The organism is Desulforadius tongensis (assembly GCF_016907915.1).
Lineage (GTDB): Bacteria > Bacillota > Desulfotomaculia > Desulfotomaculales > Desulfohalotomaculaceae > Desulforadius > Desulforadius tongensis.
Map to the genome: position 1 here is coordinate 46,258 of NZ_JAFBCW010000006.1, position 19,907 is coordinate 66,164.

Consider the following 19,907-nt stretch of genomic DNA (forward strand, 5'->3'; position numbering starts at 1 on the left):
CTACCGTCCTCCCGCTTTATATTTGGCACAGGCTAATAAAAAGTTTCTAGCTGCCCCGGGATTGCCCCGCCAGTGTATATGCACATATGAAGCGAACAAATTACCCAGGGTATAACCATCCCGGCGCCCGTCCTGCCCCCTGCCCCCCTGTAAACTGTAGGCAGCATGGCCGGGAGATAAACCCGATACCGTTGACCAGTGAAATTCATGCCCCTTTATCAAATCTCCCGCCCTGCCCAGCAGACAGTTTTTTTGCAGTTTACCGGTAACATAGCCCAGGGCAGACAGGCTATTCTGCATTTTCACCGTTCCCGGTACTAAACCCACACCGGGGTAACTTATGCCGTCCATACCATAAATATCACTGCAGAGGTACATGAACCCGCCGCATTCGGCATAAATGGGCACTCCCCGGCGGGCCATGCTTTTTAATTCTGTTCTCATCGCCCGGTTAGCGGATAAACGGGGTAAAAACACTTCCGGAAAACCGCCCCCCAAAATAATGCCGTTCACCGGTTGGGGAAGGGCAGTATCATTAAGGGGACTAAAATAAACCAGCCCGGCACCCAGTTCTTTTAAGTAGTGCAGTGAATCCTGGTAATAGAAGTTAAAAGCCTCATCCATGGCCACCGCTATGGTAACATCCCTTACCACCGGATCACAACCCGGCAGTTCGCAGTCCAGCGGCGGCGCTTTACCGGCCAGGGATAAAAGCCGGTCTATATCTATTTCTTCATCCACAATCCCCGCCAGCTGTTCCAGCCGGCCGGGTAAACCGGGCATTTCTGACGCCGGCATCAAACCCAGGTGCCGGCCGGGTATTTCAAGCTGCCCGTGTCTGGCCAGCACCCCCAGCACCGGTACACCCAGTTCTTCTTCTATGCTGTGCCGCAGCAGTTCGGCGTGGCTGCGGCTGCCGGCTTGATTGACAACCACTCCTATCATGTTTACTTTGGGGTCAAATTCTAAATAACCCTTTACCATGGCTGCCAGGCTGCGGCCCACCCCCCTGGCAGACACAACCAAGACCACCGGGGTGCCGGTAATTTTACTAATTTGGGCTGTGCTGGCCAGTTCCCCTTGATACCGCATTCCGTCATATAGACCCATCACCCCTTCCACCACCGCCACCTGTGCACCGGCACAATAGCGGGCGAAGGTGGTTTTAAGTTCCGGTTCCGGGCACAGCCAGCTGTCCAGGTTGTGGGAATAACAGCCGGCAGCCACCCGGTGCAGGCCGGGATCAATATAGTCCGGCCCCACTTTAAAGGGCTGCACGGACAGTCCCCGGCGGCGCAGGGCGGCCATTAAACCCAAGCTGACGGTGGTTTTACCCACCCCACTGTGGGTTCCGGCAACTACAAAGCGCGGTATATACAACAACAACCCTCCCAAAGCCAGTTAATAAAAACCTACCGGCGATGTTCACCTGTACAAAATTCATTTCCAAACGGTGCCGCAAAGCGGCCCAGGGGGCTATTTTAAAGTTTGGGCCGCCAACTCTTCAAAGGTGGCCATTTCCTTCAACACCTTCACAGCCGCATCCAGCAGCGGGAAAACCAGCACCGCCCCGGTTCCTTCGCCAAGCCTCATACCCATGCGCAGCACAGGCTTTAATTCCAGCATTTCCACCATCACCCGGTGGCCGGGTTCTTCCGACAGGTGGGAACCAAACATATAATCCTTACACCGGGGAGCTATTTTATACGCCACCAGTGCCGCAGCACCGGAAATGAACCCGTCTACCACCACCGGAACTCCGAAAGCGGCACCGCCCAGTATCAACCCGGCCAGCGCACCGATTTCCAATCCTCCCACCTTGGCCAGCACGTCAATCCCGTCCTCCGGGTCAGGGTTATTTACAGCCAAGCCCCTGGCAATTACATCCCGTTTAACGGCCAGTGAGCGGTCACTTACCCCCGTGCCCCTGCCGGTTACCTGATCCGGTGACAGCCCGGAGATAGCGGCCAGCACCGCACTGCTGGCAGTGGTGTTGCCGATACCCATTTCACCGGTGGCCAATACCTTAGTGCCCCGCTGTACCTGCTGCTGAGCCAGTTTAATACCGGCTTCCAGCGCCGCCACCGCTTCCGCCCTGCTCATGGCCGGCCCCCGGGTAAAGTTGTCGGTGCCGTTTTTTACCCGCATATTGATTAAATCGGGATGATTAACGGGAATACCGTTTACCCCCACGTCTGCCACCACCACACTGGCTCCCACCGCCCGGGACAACACATTAATGGCCGCCCCTCCATTTAAAAAATTAATTACCATCTGCCCCGTCACTTCCGGCGGAAAGGCACTGACGCCCTCTTCTGCCACACCATGGTCAGCGGCACATACCACCACCGCTTTGGAGCCCACATCTAAATTAACGCTGCGCTGAATACCGGCCAGCCTCACAGCCATATCTTCTAAGGCACCGAGGCTCCCAACGGGCTTAGTCAAGTTGTCCAGCCTTTCCTTAACTTTCTGCATGGCATTAGTATCCAGCGGTTTAATGTTCCCAACAGTGTCCTGCAGCAAACTCAATGACAACGCCCTCCCGAAACTTTATTTAAAACCTCTTAAATTAAACAGCCGCTTAAATAAAACAAGAAAATTCCCAGCCCAAAAAAGCCGGGAATTCTGCCATCATCCCCAGTTGTAGCTATATTTTAATTTCCCCCAAAATTCTTTTCAAGAGGATGTTCGAAAAGTCCGCACCATATCCACTTCGAATTTCTGCGTTAGCTCGGCTTCTGCGGTGCTCACGTATTTTCGCATACGCTCCGCTCCTCAAAGCCTTTGCCGCCTTGAACTTCTCGTGTCTCTTGCACTCCTTTTCGAACACTCACTTTAAGTATCTTCTTACTTTAATATTTTCATTACATAGGCCGCCGCGGTCATTTTGGCATTTAATATACCCGGGGGCTGTTTTTGAGCCAGCTCCACCTGCTGCTCAAAGCTGCAGTTACCTTGAAAACAGCTGAACAATTCTTCACTGATGGCCTGCATGGCCTGCTGGCTGTCAGCGAACCTAATGGCCGAGGACAAAACATCCTTTAATAAACTTTTTTCCTGCTCTGCATCGATATGGGGTACAGCAACCTTATATCCCCGGTAAACTTCTATTAAAGCCGCCAAATATTCCTCTGCCGTTATATTACTGCTGATACCAATCACTTCCCTTCTACAATTAAAATCTATTTTTGACATTTACCATTTTTATCCTCTATTTTCCTAAAAAAATATACATAAAATTTAATTTTTTTATTTTTCTTAAAAGGATAAATTAACAGCGTATAGAAAATCCATTATCAATAAAAATAATTTCCAAAATTACTGCGGGATGGTTTACAGTGAAAAAAACAATAATCTATTCATCACTTAGCTACTTAGTTGTAATAAGTATCATAGCAATTTCTTTTTACCAGTATTTTATCCCCTTTCCATACAACCTGACATTGAGGGAACGAAAGTATTTAGAAGAACACCCGGTTATACGTTTTACCGGCGACTGTAATTTCCCCCCCTTCTCTTATGCTGACTCCCCGGATCGCAGCCGGTCAATGGGTTATGAACAGGAGTTATTAAAATTTTTAGAACTGAAATTTTCCAAACTGAATGTAGATGTAGTAATCCGTCAAATGCACTGGCAGGATGCTGTCAAGGCACTTAGAAGTAAGCAAAGCGATGTTATCTCCGGTATTATAATAACCGAGAACAGGAAAAAATACTACACCTTTACCGAACCCTATATGCAGGTATCTTACAGCATGGTACAAAGTAAAAAAATCAAAAAATTACATTCCCTGGAGGATGCGGCCGGTTATAACATAATAGCGGTCAAAGATTATTCCACCGAAGAACTGCTTAAATCCAATGGCATTAATTCATATCATGTGGTTTCCGATATTGCCCAGGCGGTGGAATTATTAAAAAAAGATGACAGTTACATTTGGCTGGAGCTTCAGCCCACAGCCGTTTACATGATCCATAAGTACGGAATGGCAGACCGGTTTAACGTCACCACTTTGGATATTCCCCAGCCGGCCTATGCCATGGCCTGCAGCAGAGATAACGAAGTACTGGCCGGTATATTAACTAAGGCTCTTAGAAGTTTAGATTCAGAAAATATTTTCCACTACCTGGATAATAAATATTTTGGCGTTTCGCTGCAGAGAAACTTTCACCAGCTGAATACCGTCATCGGCAGCCTGCTGTTTATTTTATCCACCATTGCCTATGTTGCTTTTCTTAACTCTGCTCTTTTAAAAAACAAGGTGGACAAAAAAACCAAACAGATTCGCCTGCTGTACAGCCAGCTGCAGAACAGTTTTAACAACACCCTCTCTTTGGCGGCGTCGGCAGTGGATGCCCGGGATTCATACACCTCGTCCCACTCGCAAAAGGTGGCCGTTTACTCCACTGTACTGGCCAGTTATATGAATTTAGACAGCGATACAATCACTAAAATTTTCCAGGCTTCGCTGCTCCACGACATTGGTAAAATCGCTGTCCCGGACGAAATTTTATTAAAACCGGGCCGGTTAACCGATGATGAATATGAAGTAATAAAGCAGCATCCACTCATCGGCGCGGACATGCTGCGCACAGCAGGGGGGCCCATTGCCAAACTGGCCGCTTGTGTACAAAACCACCATGAACGTTACGATGGAAAGGGATATCCCAATGGTATTCAGCAGCGGGATATTGCCACCGCCATAATTTCATTTTCAGATGCTTTAGATGCCATGGCCTCTAACAGGCCCTATCGAAAAGCCATCAGCAGCAGTGAAATTTTAAAAGAAATCAAAGCACAAAAGGGCAGGCAGTTTCATCCCACGGTGGTAGATTCATTCATAGATTTACTGCTGTACCGGTATGGAGAAATTAATTTGGACAAATTTCTGCAGGAGGCGGAAGATATTTTCAACAGTTATCAAAGGAATGATCTGCCGCTGATTCATAATAAAAAAATCATGTCCACCGCCCCTTGATTACTGACCCTGGCTTAAGGCCAGGGCTTTTAATATGCCCCAGCACTAAATTGCAAATTTTATCTTGCTAATCATTGGCACAAATCACTATAATATCTAATAAGCTCGAGCATTCCCCCAACGCGCAGTTTTTTTACCTTCTAAAAGATTATTTCAGTGCACAATTATTTTTCCTAGATTAACCAACCTTTTTTGTTACCTTCGAGCAGCCTTTTACGTCTTATATACGTCTTATAAATGTCTATACATTAAGATATAAGGTTTTTGTTCCGGAATATAAATTAACTAAAATACATTAAAGGGGGGAACCAGGAAGTGGTAAAAAAATTTAACAAGCACCTTATTCCACTGAGTTTCATGCTCTCCATACCTGTTTCAAACATATTTTACGCGCTGCTGAACAACTCCGCCAGGGGAGCACACAGCATGATCACAGAAATAGATAAAGCAATCCCCTTTTTAAAGATATTTATTCTGCCGTACATAATTTGGTATCCCTTTATATTTTTTACATTGTTTTACCTGTGTCTGCGGGATAAAAAAATTTATTTTCATACTTTAGCTGCTTTAAATTTAGGCCTGATAATTTGTTACATAATTTACTATACATATCAAACAACAGTGCCCAGACCGGAGGTGGCTGGAAAAGACCTGCTGGCATTACTGGTGATGTATATTTACAGCTCCGACCAGCCCTTTAACTGTTTTCCCAGCATTCACTGTCTAACCAGTTTCTTAATGATAAAGGGTATCAACAACTCCACCGTCAAAAACACTTTTAATACTACAATTATCAGTTTTACCGCGGCAGTAATTATTTTATCGACGCTGTTTGTTAAGCAGCACGTTATATTAGATGTAATATCAGCCATACTGCTGGGAGATCTCGTTTTCAGATTGGTACATTACTTCCCCACCAGTGCTGTCTTACTGTGGTTAAGAAACTCCTACCCCTTAGCCACCATGAAAAAGAAATTGGAAATTTACATGGATATTTAAAGATGCCCGGCAGGTAAAAGCAAATCTATACTAGAATATACAAATATCGCCAACATTTGGAGGATATTTGTATGCTGGCCATGATTAGCAGTATCGCGCTGCAGGGATTAGAAGGCGTGATTGTCAAAGTGGAAATTGATGTTTCCACCGGGCTGCCGGGGTTTGACCTGGTGGGGCTGCCCGATGCCGCGGTGCGGGAATCTAAAGAAAGGGTACGGGCAGCTATAAAAAACTCCGGTTTTGAATTTCCGGTAAAACGCATTACCGTTAACCTTGCCCCGGCAGATATTCGCAAGGAAGGGCCAATGTACGATTTACCCATTGCCATAGGCATACTGGCCGCCGGCGGTCAAATTGATATTACAAGCTGCTCGGAGTATATCTTCATCGGGGAACTGTCACTGGACGGTACCATCAGAGAGGTCAGCGGTTCCCTGCCCGCCGCGCTGGCGGCCCGGGATAAGGGCTACCAAAAGATGGTTGTCCCCGCAGCCAACGCCGGTGAAGCAGCACTGGTGCAGGGGATTGACATATACCCGGCAGGAAGTTTAAATAAACTGGTGGCGGCTTTAAAAGGTGAGGAAGAACTTACCGTCCACAGGGTGGAGGCCCAAAAGCTGCTGGCCGGCAGCTCCCGGCCGCTGCCGGACTTTGCCGATGTTAAAGGGCAAATGGCCGTCAAGCGGGCACTGGAAGTATCCGCCGCCGGCGGTCACAACATTTTAATGGTGGGCAGCCCCGGTTCCGGCAAAACCATGCTGGCCCGCCGCCTGCCCGGTATACTGCCCGGCCTCACCTTTGAAGAAGCGGTAGAAGTAACCAAGATACACAGCCTGGCGGGCCGGTTGAAACCCCATCAAGCCCTGGTTACCGAGCGTCCCTTTCGCGCCCCTCATCATTCCGCTTCGGCAGCCAGCTTGATCGGCGGCGGCCGAATTCCCCGGCCGGGTGAAGTCAGCCTGGCCCATCACGGCATACTTTTCCTAGATGAAATTTTAGAGTTCCGCAAGGATGTACTGGAGTCACTGCGCCAGCCGCTGGAAGACGGCATCGTTTCCATCACCAGGGTGCAGTCTTCACTGACCTATCCCGCCCAAATAATGCTGGTGGCCAGTGCCAATCCCTGTCCGTGCGGCTTTTACGGTGACAGCACCAGGGAATGTACCTGCACTCCCCATCAAATACGGCGCTACCTGCGCCGCTTATCCGGACCGCTGTTAGACCGCATTGATATACACATTGAGGTATCCCGGGTGGAGTACAGCGATTTGGAAAATGCCCCACCGGGAGAACCCTCTGCCGTTATAAAAGCCAGGGTGGAACAGGCCAGGAACATTCAGCGGCAGCGGTTTTCTAAAAATAAAGCTGTATCCTGCAATGCCCAGATGCCCGGCCCACTGGTACGAAAACACTGCATTACCTCTCCCCGGGCCAGGGAATTATTAAAATCAGCCTTTACCCAGCTGCAGCTGTCAGCCCGCAGTTACGACAAAATATTAAAAATCGCCAGAACCATCGCCGATTTAGCCGGCCGCGAAACCATTGCCGCAGAACACATGGCCGAAGCACTGCAGTACCGGCGGCTGGAAGCTAATTTGTTTTAATAAGTATTTGCAGATACGGTTTGGGATAATATTTTATGGGAAAAAATAACTTTCAAAAGGAGATGATAGCAGTGCTTTTAGATCAACTGAAGGATAAAATGAAAGAATCCATGAAAAATAAGGACAAATTCACCCTTACCACGGTGCGTATGGCTATAAATACACTGCAGCAGAAAGCCAAAGAGCTGAACAGGCCTTTAACTGCAGAAGAAGAAATTGACCTGCTGGTTAAAGAAGTCAAACAAAGGCGGGAGGCTGTAAAAATGTTTGACCGCCAGGATTTGATAGACCAGTATGAAAGGGAAATTGCCATTTTAGAGCAGTATTTACCGGAACAAATGTCTGAAGAAGAAATCATGCGCTTAGTAAGGGAAAAATGCCGGGAATTGGGACTTTCCGGCCCCCGGGATATGGGCAAGGCAATGAAAGAAATTATGCCCTTGGTAAAAGGTAAAGCCGACGGCAGCAGAGTAAGGGACTGCGTTAGTAAAGTTTTAAATGAATAAATTATAATAAAGCCGGCCTTTAACAGAGCCGGCTTTTAAAATGCGTTTTTAATATACTCAATATTTTCCACCTTCCCCTTCAGGTCCATTTTCACGGCCACAACATCAAAGCGGCAGTCCGCATCACTTAATTCATTAACCGCCATATAATATTGAGCTGCTCTGCGCACTTTGGCCGCTTTTTGCGGGCCGATGGATTCCTGGGGTAAACCGTAACCGCCGGTACGCCGGGAACGGACCTCTACAAATACCAATGTACCGCCGTCTTCGGCAATGATATCTATTTCCCCCAACCGGCAGCGGTAGTTGCGGCATCTTACCCGCATTCCCCTCCGACGCACTGCGGCCACCGCCTTATCCTCGCCCATTTTCCCGGTATCCCGGCGAAAAAAAGTCATACCTAATTACACCCCAAAATAATTTTCTTTGATTATACAACAAAAAAGGGCCCGGAAGAGCAGACCCTTTTGAAAAAGCGGATGAAAAATGTACCTCTTAGGAAAAAGGCAGAGCGCCGGCGTATACGTACAGTGATACAGAACCTAATAACACTGGCATCAAGATTAATTTCCCATGCCCGGACAAAGAGGCTGCGATTTGGAAAACCCAACAACATTTAGGGAAATTTACATGGCTATCTTGAGAAATATAAACCACAACCAAAATGCTGTAAAACACCTATACATAATAGGTTATATCTGGGTGGATGGAAGTCTAAAGATACATCACGGATTCAGGTAAAACGTATTTTTAGTTAATTTATGTCGCGTTGACGACAAAATATCAAAAGTTGATATGTTAAAATTTCTTAAATAAGAAATAAGAAAAATGTTATTTATTGTCTAAATTAGAAGTCTGCTAAAAACATTATCAAACATTAAAGGGTGGAGGGAACTATGAAAATTAAACACAAGGTTCTTGTGCCGGTATTTGTACTGATGGTGATGGTGCTCGGAGGCCTAGTATATTACAACTATCAAAAAACAAAAGCATCTATTTTAAAAAATGAAAGCCAGTACTATAACCTAGTAGAAAAGATAGTAAATAATGCAGTGGCTTCCCAAATTTCTAAAGCCAGGTCTGGGGTGATTCCCATTGCAGAAAATCCAGCGGTTCAAAAGGCTTTTGCCGAACGAGATCGTGAACAATTAGCTATCTTAGTAAAGCCCATTTATGATAAACTGAGCAAAGAAGGAGTTTCTCAACTGCAGTTTCACCTGCCGCCTGCCAGATCCTTTTACCGGGCACATAAACCAGAAAAGTACGGTGATGATTTGTCAAGTTTTCGCAGGACTGTAGTTGCATGCAATAAGGAGAAAAAAATAGTTCAGGGGTTGGAAGAAGGAGTAGCCGGATTTGGATTTAGGGTAGTTGTTCCGGCAACCTATCAGAACAGGCATATTGGCAGTGTAGAGGTAGGCAGCAGTTTTGGCACCAGTTTTGCTCAAAATTTAAAAAAGAATATACCCGGTGAGTTCTTTATTTACAAATACAGCAGCAAAATTAGCGAAGGACCAGGAGAACTTCTGGGGGGGACTATAAAAAATGACAATCTGCCAGTAGACTTAAATTTAACCAAGCAGGCCTTGGATCAGGGAAAAATGAAATTTTTTAACACTCCTGATGAAAAAACTGCCGTTTTAATTATTCCCATTAAAGATTATTCAAATAAAGTTATTGGCTATATTAAGGGCGGTATATCCCGGGAAGAACATGTACAAAGGCTTAATGGCCTGCTGATTTCAGGAATTGTTTCACTTGTACTGGGAGCGCTGGCTGCAGCTCTAATGCTGCAGTTTATACTGAGCGTAGTCTTAAAACCGGTAAGCGGGCTGGTAACAGCAAGCAGCATTATAGCCAGTGGTGACCTTACTAAAGACATTGAGGCTGCCACCAATGATGAGATGGGCAAACTTACAGAGTCATTCAATCTGATGCAGAACCATCTTCGCAATTTTGTACGACAGGTTGCAGATAAGTCCGCTGATGTATATAAGTCCGTCAAGCAGCTGCAGTCAGTGGCAGAAGAAACCACTGCCCAGGCAAATGAAAATGCCAAAATTTTAAACGATATGACGTATACAGTGGAAAAAGTCAGCAGCAGCCTAGAAAACATATTTTCTGCTTCCAGCAGTGCTGACCGCAATGCCAAGGAAGGGGCAGAAGATATAAATAAAATTGAGATGCAGATGAATGAGATCTTTAATACATCACAAAAAGTTTCTAAAGTAATTAATGACTTAAAAAATAAAACCTCTCAAATTGATCAAATAGTGGAGTTAATTACCAGTATAGCCGATCAAACTAACCTGCTGGCTCTTAATGCAGCTATAGAGGCTGCTAGGGCTGGAGACCAGGGGCGCGGTTTTGCCGTGGTGGCAGAGGACGTAAGAAAGCTGGCTGAGCAGTCTTCAGCGGCAGCCAAGAAAATAAAAGAAATTGTTATAGATATACAGGCTGAATCACAAAAAGCTATAGAAAGAAGGGCAGAGGGCGCACGGCAGGTCGAAGAGGGAGTAAAAATTGTTGAAGAAGTAAAAGGCAGATTTGAAAGCATAATAAAGGAAGCTTACAATCTGACGGAACGGATACATGAAGTTGCTGCGGCAGCTCAGCAGGTTACTTCAGGAATACAAAGTGTATCAGCTTCCACACAAGAGCAGACTGCAACCATGGAGGAGGTAACGACCGCTGCCGAGGCGTTAAACGGCATATGTTATGAGCTGAATGCGCTGGTCCGTAAATTTAAAATATAACGCCTACCAACTAATTATAACCTATCTGGGTTCAAGATTAATTCTTGAACCCATTTTTTTATACTATTAAAAAGTATAGTTTTGACCCAGCTCAGGATTATTATTATTATTTGCCAGCTTTCGGGCTTTCCCATTTATGGCAAGGTTACCCACACGGTAGGCCAACACCGGTTCGCTTTCGCTATGTTCCAAGTTCCCCCTTCAGCGCACCAATAGACCCCGCCGTTACCAGTGACGCCCCTGCTTACAGGTTGTCTTCCCGCTGGTTAGGCAACAGGGTTTCTTTCAACCCATCGGCTCGGCAGACATGCCGGGCAAACCGTAACCGCCGGTACGCCGGGAACGGACCTCTACAAATACCAATGTACCGCCGTCTTCGGCAATGATATCTATTTCCCCCAACCGGCAGCGGTAGTTGCGGCATTTTACCCGCATTCCATCCGACGCACTGCAGCCACCGCCTTATCCTCGCCCATTTTCCCGGTATCCCGGCGAAAAAAAGTCATATTTATTACACCTCAAAATCAAGTTTCTTTGATTATACAACAAAAAAGGATCCGGAAGACCGGACCCTTTTGAAAGAGCAGATTTTAGTGTAAAAAGAACGTACCGGCGGCAGTGTTTACCACTTCTGAAAGGGGACCGGGGTAAATGCCAATGACCATGGTCCCTATCATGGCCACCAGCAGTACCACCGCAACGGCACCGGAAACTTCTATGGGAGTATTTTCCTTTGGATCATCCCGGTACATAACCAGGCATACCCGCAGGTAATAGTATACAGATATCATAGACATGATTAAACCCAAAAGCGCCAGCCAAAAGTAGCCGGAAATGATGGTTTTAAAGAGGTAGAACTTGCCTACAAAGCCGGCCAGCGGTGGAATACCGGCCATGGAAAGCATGCTGATAGTCAGCACCGCGGCCAGCAGCGGCGCCCGCTGGGCCAAGCCGGCATAATCGGCAATTTCCTCACTTTTAATTTTATTATATACCGCTGCCACCACCACAAAGGCACCCATGGTGGCAAAGACATACAGGAAGGAGTAAAACATCACCCCTTTGATGCCGGATTCATTTGCAGCCACCAACCCCACCAGAATGTAGCCGGCCTGGGCAATGCTGGAGTAAGCCAGCATCCGTTTAATGTTGGTCTGGGGAATGGCCAGCAGGTTGCCTATTACCATGGTCAATGCCGCCAGCACCGCCACCGGCATAATCCAGGTGCCTGCCATGCCGGCCAATCCCGCCACAAAAAGGCGCAGCAAAACAGCAAAGGAAGCCGCCTTGGAACCCACCGCCAAAAAGGCGGTAACCGGGGTGGGAGCACCATGGTATATATCCGGTGCCCACATGTGGAAGGGAACCACCGATACCTTGAACCCCAAACCTGCCACCAGCAGTACCAAAGCAAAAATCAGCACCGGAGATATGCTGCCTGCAGCAACCAGCCGGGCGATGTCATAAATCATAATGGTACCGGTCATGCCGTACACCAGTGACAGCCCGTACAGCAGCGCCGCCGATGATAAACCGGCCAGCACCAGGTACTTCATCCCCGCCTCCACCGCTTTGCCGTCCCTTTTGTTGACGGCCACCAATATAATGAAGGCTATGGTCATTAACTCCAAGCCGAGATACAGCGTGATAAAATCCCCCGCCGATGCCATCACACACATACCCAGGGCTGCAAATACAATCATGGCATAGTATTCGCCGTGCACGCCCATGTTTCGCACGTACTGGGTACAGCCTAAAGTAACCAGCACTGCAGCGCTTAAACAGAGAATTTTAAAGAAAGCAGCATACTTATCCACCACAAACATGCCGTCAAACAGTGTTCCCTGGGTATTCCACAGTACCATGGCCGCAGCCAGAGCACCCAAAAAACCCATCACCGTCAGCGGGCCCAGTCCCTTCTGTTTGTTTTCCGGTGCTATCAAGCCCAGTACCAGCACGATCAGTCCCAGGGCCGCCACTATCATTTCTATGGTTAGTAAACGGTAATCAAACGGCATCTAGTATTTCCCCCCAATCTGAACGGCAGCGGGCAAATAATCGGCAATATGGGCCATAATCGGTTCCACACCGCTGTTAATCACGTCAAACAGCAGCGCCGGCAATAAGCCCCCTACCACCAGTACGGTACCCAACACCACCAGCGGCACCATTTCCGGGCCCTGAATATCTTTCAGGTGATTGTATTCCTCACGGGGCGGGCCAAACAGCGTGTTAGCCCCGGCCCGGAGTACGTACAAAGCGGTGATGATAATACCGGCAATGGCCACCACCGCCAGCAGGCCAAACCGTTCAAAGGAACCCACAAAGATAGTGAATTCGGGAATAAAGCTTACCAGGCCCGGTAATCCCAATGAAGCCATGGCCGCCATCATAAATCCTACTGCCAGGCGGGGTACCTGGCGGGCCAGGCCCCCCAGGTCCGGTATCCAGCGGGTGTGGGTTTTTTCATAGATAAAGCCGATCATGGAAAAGAACAGTGCCGCCATTACACCGTGGGCAAACATGTTGGCCACCGCCCCGTTTATGCCGACCACGCTGAGCGCCGCCACACCCAGCAGTACATATCCCATGTGACTAACCGAGGAGTAACCAACCACATACTTCAAGTCTTTCTGTGCCAGCGCCCCCATGGCGGCATAGGCACACCCGATCACACCCAGTACGGCAATAAACGGTGCCCAATATGCCGCCCCCGCGGGCATTACGTAAACCGCAAAGCGAATTAAACCGTAACCACCGATCTTCTTCAATATACCGGCATGAATCATGGAAACTGCAGTGGGCGCCCCGGCGTAACCGTCGGGGGACCAGCTGTGAAACGGCCACATGGAAAGCAGTGAGCCAAAACCTATCAGCATTAACAGGAACATGTATATTTGAAACTGTTCCGGAAAGGCCACCTGGCCCAACCCCTTAAAGCTCATGTCCGGTGTTCCGGTTATCTGCACCGACTTTACAAAGGTAGCGATTACCGCTGCCAGCAGGAATGCCGATCCAATCAACAGGTAAATGGTCAGTTTCATGCCGGCATATTCCTTAGTTACTCTCTTGGAACTGCCCCAGATAATTACCATAAGGTAAATGGGGATGACCACCACTTCATAGAACAACAGGAAAATAAATACATCCTGAGCGATAAAGGTTCCCATCACCCCGGCAATCAGTATCAGCAGCAGCACAAAAAACTCTTTAGTGCGGTTTTTAATGTTCCAGGAGGCAAATACCGCCGAAAAGCCAATCAGGTTTGTGAGCAGCAGCATGGGCAGTGACAAGCCGTCAACACCCATGAAATAGGTTACGCCCAGGTCTTTAATCCAGGGCACCCGTTCCACAAACTGCAAACCGCCCAGTTCTTTATTATAAGCAAAGTACACGTACAAACTGATGGCCAGGGATACGAAAGTACCCGCAGCCGCCACCCATTTGTGCAGCTTATCTTCATCTTTGGGTAAGAAAACCAGGATTAAAGCCGCAGCCAACGGGGCCAGCAGGCAAGCAGTTAATACCGGAAAACCCATTATTTAGCACCTCCCATCACCAGGGCGGTTGAGGATGAATCGGTAAAGGCCAGGGCCACAGTGATTACCAGTACAGCCAGGAAAAACACCAGAGCATAGGTCTGCATTTTACCGGTCTGCACGCAGCGCAGATTTTGGCCCAAACCCTTGGTAACGGCACCGACCCCGTTTACTATCCCGTCCACAACATAAATATCAAACAGGTAGGTCATACGGGCACTGCCGTCTACAATTTTACGGTTAAACCAGAGGTACAGTTCGTCCACATAATATTTGTTATAGATCAGTTTGTAAACCGGCCGGAACATTCCGGCCAGCGCCCTGGCGTTGGCTTTATCTTTATCCTTTAGGTACAGCAGGTAAGCCAAACCAATACCTGCCGCCGCCAGGGCTGTGGAAATGAGCATGATGGGAATGTTCGGTTCCCCGTGATGCGGGTGGCCGAAGAAAATCCAATTCTGCCAAAGGGGATTACCGGGCGTACCTATTAAACCGGCCGCAGTGGCCATAACCGCCAGCACCAAAAGCGGCCCGGTCATACTCCCCGGCGACTCGTGGGGATGATTTTCCGGTTTCTCTGCTCCAAAAAAGGCCAGGAAAATCATCCGCCAGATGTAGAAGGCCGTTAGAAAAGCAGTGCAGGAAGCCAGCGCGAATAATACATAATGTCCTTCCAAAAAGGTGGCCAGTAAAATCTCATCCTTGGACCAAAAACCGGCAAAGGGTGGAATGCCGGCAATGGCCAGTCCGCCAACCACAAAGGTCCACCCGGTAACGGGCATTTTTTTAATTAAACCGCCCATTTCCCATACGTCTGCCTTGTGGTGCAGGGCATGCAGCACAGAGCCCGCCCCCAAAAACATCAACGCTTTAAAGAAGGCGTGGGTCCAAAGGTGGAAAAACGATGCGGTGAGACTGCCCACTCCCAGGGCCAGCATCATGTAACCCAACTGGCTGACGGTGGAATATGCCAGTATGCGCTTGATTTCCCGCTGGGTAATGGCAATGGTGGCCGCAAAAAAGGCGGTAAAGGCACCGGTTACAGCAACCAGGTGCATAGCTGGTTCCACTTCAGTAAACAAAAACATGGTTCGGCCCACCAGGTATACACCGGCCACCACCATGGTGGCAGCGTGAATTAACGCCGAAACCGGGGTGGGTCCTTCCATGGCGTCCGGCAGCCACACATGCAGCGGAAATTGACCGGATTTACCAACGGGACCGATAAACACCAGCACTGCAATCAACGTCATCATACCGGCAGTGGTATAATTTTCAAAATGGGGCATTATTTCAGACAGCTCATCCAGGTTCAGCGTGCCAAAGATAATTTGAATGGCCAGCATACCTAAAAGCAGGGCAAAATCTGCCACCCGGCAGGTAATAAAGGCCTTTTTAGCCGCTTCCCTGGCTGAAATTTTATGGCTGTAAAATCCAATTAACAGGTATGAACAAAGACCTACCAGCTCCCAGAATATAAACATCTGCAGCAAATTGCTGGATAATATTAAACCCAGCATTGCCGCCGCAAATAATGACAGGTAGGAAAAGAATACCGGATAACCGGGATCGCCTTTCATGTATCCTGTGGAGTAAATTTGCACCAGTGACGCCACCATGGTAACCATGAATATCATCATGGCCGATGACGGATCTAAATAAATGCCGACATCCACGTTCAGCCCCTGCATTCCAAACCAGTGCACATCATAAATCAGCGGCCGGTGCTGGAAATGATTATCGGTGAATACACCGTAAGCAGCCAGTGCCGCCAGCGCAAAGGAACCCAGCATACAGGCAATGGAAACGGCGGCGCTGAGTTTTGGCCGCGGCCGGGTTATAAATACGATAACCAGGAATGAAAGGGCGGGCAGCAGAGGTACCAGCCAAGCGTGATGCATTGCAAACTCTACCATAGTTATATACAGCACCTACCTTTATAAATGGAACTATCCTACCCTGAAAAGTGCTACCGTTTTAAAGCCGTTAGTTTTTACTCCCAGCTACCACTTGAGCCAATCAAAATCATCCAGATTAACGGATAAGCGGTGGCGGAAAATGGCAATAATAATTGCCAATGCCACCCCCACCTCTGCCGCTGCCACTGTGATGATAAAAATGGCAAATAACTGGCCGATGAAGGTACCGGGGGTAACATATTTATTGAAAGCCACCAGGTTAATGTTCACAGCGTTCAGCATCAGCTCAATGCAGATCAGCACTGAAATGGCATTCTTTTTAACCAGCGCGCCAAACAATCCAATCCCGAACAGAGCCGCCGAAAGCAGTACAAAGTGTACTGCACTAACGCCCATCAGCATCGGTATTCACCTCCCCGGCCAGGAAAACAGCACCGATTAACGCCACCAGCAGCAGTATGGCAGCCGCTTCAAAAGGAACCACATACCTGGTCAACATCCATTCCCCGATACTGCTCACCGTATCTGCCGGAACGGTGCCGCCGGACAGCGGAACACTTTCTTTACTGACAGCAGCCAGAAAACCGGCCACCGCTAAAATCAATCCCGCCAGTGGAGCAGCAATGATTACCCGTTTGTTAAACAGGCTGCTCTTTTCCATACTGCCCCGCTGGGTGAGCATAACGCCGAACACAACCATGATACAAACCGCCCCGGCATAAACTAAAACTTGCACGGCAGCCAGAAACATGGCATCTAACATGATGAATACGCCGGCAATACCTAAAAATGTCACCACCAGCCACAGTATGCTGTGCACGATGTTTTTACCGGTCACCACCAGCAGAGCCGATACGATGATTACCGCCGCCAGGGTCCAAAAAGCAGCTGCTTCCAAAGTTAACTCCATCATTCTCCCCCCTCGGCCTTATTACCGAAAGCTGATCCTCCCCGGGCTCCGGCAGCCTTTTTAGCCGCTGCCGCCCTCTGGGCCGCTTCGGCCTCCAACCGTTCTTTTTCTTCCCGGGGCAGAGGCTCTTCAGCTGCCAAAACCACGGTCAATTTATCCCTCTTATACTGCGCCAGCTCAAAGTCTTTAACATACCCCAGCGCGTTTTTGGGACAAGCCTCCACGCACAGGCCGCAGAATAGGCAGTATTTAATATCCATGGTGTACTTTAACAACCGCTTTTTTCTGGCCACCGTTTCCGTTTCCATGGTAATTACTTTGTTCGGACAGGCCCTAACACACATTCCACAGCTGATGCAGGCATCTTTATTCAATTTAAATTTGCCGTGGAAACGGTCCGGCAGCGGGTATATTTCATCCGGATATTGTACGGTAACCTTTTTGGTAAACAATTCCTTCCAGGTAATTGCTAAGCCCTTTATCAATCCAGAACCGAACATCTGCATCACCATCCAATCATATCCAAGACCTTAATTGCCACACCGGTGACAAAGATGTTTGCCAGGGACAGCGGCACCAGCACCTTCCAGCCAAAACCCATCAGCTGGTCTACCCTGATCCGGGGATAAGTCCAGCGCAGCCACATGAACAGGAAGATCAGCACGTAAACTTTGAGCAGCATCCAAATCCATCCCGGTATGAACGTCAGACCAAAAGGAGCCAGCCAGCCGCCTAAAAACAGTGTGGCAGCCATAAAGGATACCAGCACCATGTTGGCATATTCTGCCAGGAAGAACATAGCAAACCCCATGCCGGAATATTCCGTGAAGGGACCGGCCACAATCTCCGATTCACCTTCGGCCAAGTCAAAGGGAGCGCGGTTGCACTCAGCCACACCCGCTATAAAGTAAATTAAGAATGCCACCGGTTGGGTAAAGATAAACCAGGTATTCTCCTGAGCCCGGATAATTTCACTCATGTTCAGCGTACCGGTAATCATAACCACCCCGAGAATGGCCAGTACCATGGGCAGTTCATAACTGATCATTTGGGCCACAACCCGCATGCCGCCCAGCAGTGAATACTTGTTGTTAGAAGCCCAACCGGCCATCCAAAAGATTACCGTGGAAAGCGATGCCACTGCTAAAAAGTAAAACACACCGATATTCAGTTCCACAGCGGCCATGTTCTCTCCAAAGGGCACCACCATAAACACCATCAGCGGCGGAGCAAATATCAGCGCCGGGGACAACAGAAACAGTATTTTGTCCGCCCCCCTGGGAATGATAATTTCTTTACTAATCAACTTGCCGATATCGGCGGTGGTCTGCAGCAGTCCCTTGGGGCCCACCCTGTTGGGACCGTACCGGCATTGAATATATCCCGCGATCTTGCGTTCCATATATACAAGCCACAGGGCATTGATCAGAACAAACACCAGTATGGCCAGCAGTTTAAACATCACCAATACGGCATCGCTCAAAAGCGGTGATAACCCGCTATTTTCCATTATATTCCTTATTGAACCGGCAGTATTAACAAATAAGTTTTCCATGCCAATTCTCCCCTATAAATCCTTTTTGTTTAACAATCAACTTCACCCAAAACAATATCTATGCTTCCTAAAATGGCCACTACATCGGCAATTTTCCAGCCCCTGCACATTTCATCAATTAAGTCCAAATTGATAAAGGAAGGACGCCGGACGTGTACCCGGTAAGGGTTAACGGTCCCGTCACTGACCACGTAGTAACCCAAAATACCCTTGGCACCTTCAATTTCGTGATAAACATCGCCCTTGGGCGGTTTAAGTACCTTGGGCACTTTGGCCATCACCGGACCCTCCGGCAGTTCCTGCAGTTGTTCCAGCGCCTGTTTAATGATACGGTGAGACTGGCGCATTTCTAAAATACGGCAGTAATAGCGGTCAAAACAATCCCCGTTTTTACCCACCGGTACTTCAAAATCAAAGCGATCATATATACCGTACGGGCGTGCTTTACGCAGATCATACTTTACACCGGAACCGCGCAGCACAGGCCCGCTCAAGCTGTATTTAACGGCTTTTTCAGCGGGCAGTATACCGATACCCTTGGTGCGGGCCTGGAATATTTCATTACCGGTAATCAGGCCGTCATACTCATCCACACAGGATGGAAATTCTTGCAGAAACTTTTTTATGGCCGGGTAAAATTCTTCCGGCAGATCAGCGGCAACCCCGCCCACCCGTATATAACTAAAGGTCATGCGGGAGCCGCAGATCATTTCAAACATGTCCATTAATTTTTCCCGCTCTCTAAAGGGATACATAAAACCGGTAAAACCGCCCAGGTCCAGGGCGTAAGCGCCGGTGGCAATACAGTGACTGGCAATGCGGGACATCTCGGAAACAATTACCCGGATATATTCCGCCCTTTCCGGCACCTCTACACCAATCATTTTTTCCACCGCCTGAACATACCCCAGGTTATTCAGCATGGCTGCCAGGTAATCCAAACGGTCGGTATAGGGAATAACCTGGGTATAGGTCCGGGATTCGGCCAGTTTTTCTATCCCCCGGTGCAGGTAGCCCAACACAGGTTCTGCTTTAACAATGGTTTCACCGTCCAGGTGCAGTATTAGGCGAAAAACACCGTGGGTTGCGGGGTGCTGGGGACCCATATTCAAAGTAAACTCTTCCGTTCTCAACATA

18 protein-coding genes are annotated in these 19,907 nt (G+C 48.3%); 5 read left to right on the forward strand and 13 right to left on the reverse strand.

All coding sequences use genetic code 11. The features are described from left to right. The 3 genes from JOC37_RS03520 to JOC37_RS03530 all read right to left on the reverse strand — a co-directional run bounded on the left by JOC37_RS03520 (position 1) and on the right by JOC37_RS03530 (position 3,198). Positions 1–1,380: a cobyrinic acid a,c-diamide synthase CobB gene (locus JOC37_RS03520; RefSeq protein WP_204616112.1), complete on the reverse strand. Its 1,380-nt coding sequence runs from the start codon at positions 1,378–1,380 to the stop codon at positions 1–3. Between the two features lie 96 nt (positions 1,381–1,476). Then, the gene (cobT, locus tag JOC37_RS03525) at positions 1,477–2,532 is read right to left on the reverse strand and encodes a nicotinate-nucleotide--dimethylbenzimidazole phosphoribosyltransferase (protein ID WP_204616114.1); all 1,056 of its coding nucleotides are present in this window, start codon (positions 2,530–2,532) and stop codon (positions 1,477–1,479) included. A gap of 318 nt (positions 2,533–2,850) precedes the next feature. Next, positions 2,851–3,198 (reverse strand): hypothetical protein, encoded by a 348-nt coding sequence (locus JOC37_RS03530; protein WP_204616116.1) that lies wholly within the window; start codon positions 3,196–3,198, stop codon positions 2,851–2,853. A 143-nt stretch (positions 3,199–3,341) separates the two neighbouring features. On the opposite strand from JOC37_RS03530, the gene JOC37_RS03535 reads away from it, so the two are divergent. From JOC37_RS03535 to JOC37_RS03550, 4 genes are all read left to right on the forward strand, one after another. Continuing rightward, positions 3,342–4,982 (forward strand): HD domain-containing phosphohydrolase, encoded by a 1,641-nt coding sequence (locus tag JOC37_RS03535; protein WP_204616117.1) that lies wholly within the window; start codon positions 3,342–3,344, stop codon positions 4,980–4,982. Between the two features lie 357 nt (positions 4,983–5,339). After that, positions 5,340–5,981, forward strand: coding sequence for a phosphatase PAP2 family protein (locus tag JOC37_RS03540; RefSeq protein ID WP_204616248.1), 642 nt, complete (start codon positions 5,340–5,342; stop codon positions 5,979–5,981). A gap of 71 nt (positions 5,982–6,052) precedes the next feature. Next, positions 6,053–7,585 (forward strand): YifB family Mg chelatase-like AAA ATPase, encoded by a 1,533-nt coding sequence (locus JOC37_RS03545; protein WP_204616119.1) that lies wholly within the window; start codon positions 6,053–6,055, stop codon positions 7,583–7,585. A 35-nt stretch (positions 7,586–7,620) separates the two neighbouring features. Then, on the forward strand, positions 7,621–8,091 hold the full coding sequence (locus tag JOC37_RS03550; RefSeq protein WP_204616121.1) for a GatB/YqeY domain-containing protein: 471 nt from the start codon (positions 7,621–7,623) through the stop codon (positions 8,089–8,091). 35 nt (positions 8,092–8,126) lie between these two features. Here JOC37_RS03550 and JOC37_RS03555 read toward each other — a convergent pair whose 3' ends face one another. Next, the gene (locus tag JOC37_RS03555; protein ID WP_204616123.1) at positions 8,127–8,489 is read right to left on the reverse strand and encodes a YraN family protein; all 363 of its coding nucleotides are present in this window, start codon (positions 8,487–8,489) and stop codon (positions 8,127–8,129) included. Positions 8,490–8,987: 498 nt separating this feature from the next. Here JOC37_RS03555 and JOC37_RS03560 point away from each other — a divergent pair, with 498 nt between their 5' ends. After that, positions 8,988–10,847, forward strand: a complete 1,860-nt coding sequence (locus JOC37_RS03560; protein WP_204616124.1) for a methyl-accepting chemotaxis protein — start codon at positions 8,988–8,990, stop codon at positions 10,845–10,847. 285 nt (positions 10,848–11,132) lie between these two features. Here the strand turns inward: JOC37_RS03560 and JOC37_RS03565 are convergent, their stop codons facing one another. The 9 genes from JOC37_RS03565 to JOC37_RS03605 all read right to left on the reverse strand — a co-directional run bounded on the left by JOC37_RS03565 (position 11,133) and on the right by JOC37_RS03605 (position 19,906). Further along, positions 11,133–11,282 carry a YraN family protein gene (locus JOC37_RS03565; protein WP_204616126.1) on the reverse strand — a complete coding sequence of 50 codons (150 nt, stop codon included), beginning with the start codon at positions 11,280–11,282 and terminating at the stop codon, positions 11,133–11,135. 155 nt (positions 11,283–11,437) lie between these two features. Further along, on the reverse strand, positions 11,438–12,865 hold the full coding sequence (locus JOC37_RS03570; RefSeq protein WP_204616128.1) for an NADH-quinone oxidoreductase subunit N: 1,428 nt from the start codon (positions 12,863–12,865) through the stop codon (positions 11,438–11,440). Continuing rightward, a complete protein-coding gene (locus JOC37_RS03575; RefSeq protein ID WP_204616130.1) occupies positions 12,866–14,386 on the reverse strand; it encodes a complex I subunit 4 family protein in 1,521 nt (506 codons plus the stop codon). Continuing rightward, entirely contained in the window at positions 14,386–16,302 is a 1,917-nt protein-coding gene (nuoL, locus tag JOC37_RS03580; protein WP_204616131.1) for an NADH-quinone oxidoreductase subunit L, read from the reverse strand. Before nuoL ends, JOC37_RS03575 begins: the two co-directional genes overlap by 1 nt. Before the next feature lie 87 nt (positions 16,303–16,389). Continuing rightward, the gene (gene nuoK, locus JOC37_RS03585) at positions 16,390–16,707 is read right to left on the reverse strand and encodes an NADH-quinone oxidoreductase subunit NuoK (RefSeq protein WP_204616133.1); all 318 of its coding nucleotides are present in this window, start codon (positions 16,705–16,707) and stop codon (positions 16,390–16,392) included. Then, a complete protein-coding gene (locus JOC37_RS03590; protein WP_204616135.1) occupies positions 16,691–17,215 on the reverse strand; it encodes an NADH-quinone oxidoreductase subunit J family protein in 525 nt (174 codons plus the stop codon). Before JOC37_RS03590 ends, nuoK begins: the two co-directional genes overlap by 17 nt. Next, the gene (locus JOC37_RS03595) at positions 17,215–17,715 is read right to left on the reverse strand and encodes a NuoI/complex I 23 kDa subunit family protein (RefSeq protein ID WP_204616137.1); all 501 of its coding nucleotides are present in this window, start codon (positions 17,713–17,715) and stop codon (positions 17,215–17,217) included. The genes JOC37_RS03590 and JOC37_RS03595 overlap by 1 nt, the downstream gene beginning before the upstream one ends. A gap of 5 nt (positions 17,716–17,720) precedes the next feature. Then, the gene (nuoH, locus tag JOC37_RS03600) at positions 17,721–18,770 is read right to left on the reverse strand and encodes an NADH-quinone oxidoreductase subunit NuoH (RefSeq protein ID WP_204616138.1); all 1,050 of its coding nucleotides are present in this window, start codon (positions 18,768–18,770) and stop codon (positions 17,721–17,723) included. 29 nt (positions 18,771–18,799) lie between these two features. After that, on the reverse strand, positions 18,800–19,906 hold the full coding sequence (locus tag JOC37_RS03605; RefSeq protein WP_204616140.1) for an NADH-quinone oxidoreductase subunit D: 1,107 nt from the start codon (positions 19,904–19,906) through the stop codon (positions 18,800–18,802). Position 19,907 lies beyond the last annotated feature (1 nt).

Coding starts and splice junctions, on each gene's coding strand:
- JOC37_RS03530 (WP_204616116.1), bottom strand. CDS start 3,198: ATGTCAAAAATAGATTTTAATTGTAGAAGGGAAGTGATTGGTATCAGC.
- JOC37_RS03540 (WP_204616248.1), top strand. CDS start 5,340: ATGCTCTCCATACCTGTTTCAAACATATTTTACGCGCTGCTGAACAAC.
- JOC37_RS03545 (WP_204616119.1), top strand. CDS start 6,053: ATGCTGGCCATGATTAGCAGTATCGCGCTGCAGGGATTAGAAGGCGTG.
- JOC37_RS03550 (WP_204616121.1), top strand. CDS start 7,621: ATGGGAAAAAATAACTTTCAAAAGGAGATGATAGCAGTGCTTTTAGAT.
- JOC37_RS03555 (WP_204616123.1), bottom strand. CDS start 8,489: ATGACTTTTTTTCGCCGGGATACCGGGAAAATGGGCGAGGATAAGGCG.
- JOC37_RS03560 (WP_204616124.1), top strand. CDS start 8,988: ATGAAAATTAAACACAAGGTTCTTGTGCCGGTATTTGTACTGATGGTG.
- JOC37_RS03565 (WP_204616126.1), bottom strand. CDS start 11,282: ATGCGGGTAAAATGCCGCAACTACCGCTGCCGGTTGGGGGAAATAGAT.
- JOC37_RS03570 (WP_204616128.1), bottom strand. CDS start 12,865: ATGCCGTTTGATTACCGTTTACTAACCATAGAAATGATAGTGGCGGCC.
- JOC37_RS03575 (WP_204616130.1), bottom strand. CDS start 14,386: ATGGGTTTTCCGGTATTAACTGCTTGCCTGCTGGCCCCGTTGGCTGCG.
- nuoL (WP_204616131.1), bottom strand. CDS start 16,302: ATGGTAGAGTTTGCAATGCATCACGCTTGGCTGGTACCTCTGCTGCCC.
- nuoK (WP_204616133.1), bottom strand. CDS start 16,707: ATGCTGATGGGCGTTAGTGCAGTACACTTTGTACTGCTTTCGGCGGCT.
- JOC37_RS03590 (WP_204616135.1), bottom strand. CDS start 17,215: ATGGAGTTAACTTTGGAAGCAGCTGCTTTTTGGACCCTGGCGGCGGTA.
- JOC37_RS03595 (WP_204616137.1), bottom strand. CDS start 17,715: ATGTTCGGTTCTGGATTGATAAAGGGCTTAGCAATTACCTGGAAGGAA.
- nuoH (WP_204616138.1), bottom strand. CDS start 18,770: ATGGAAAACTTATTTGTTAATACTGCCGGTTCAATAAGGAATATAATG.
- JOC37_RS03605 (WP_204616140.1), bottom strand. CDS start 19,906: ATGTTGAGAACGGAAGAGTTTACTTTGAATATGGGTCCCCAGCACCCC.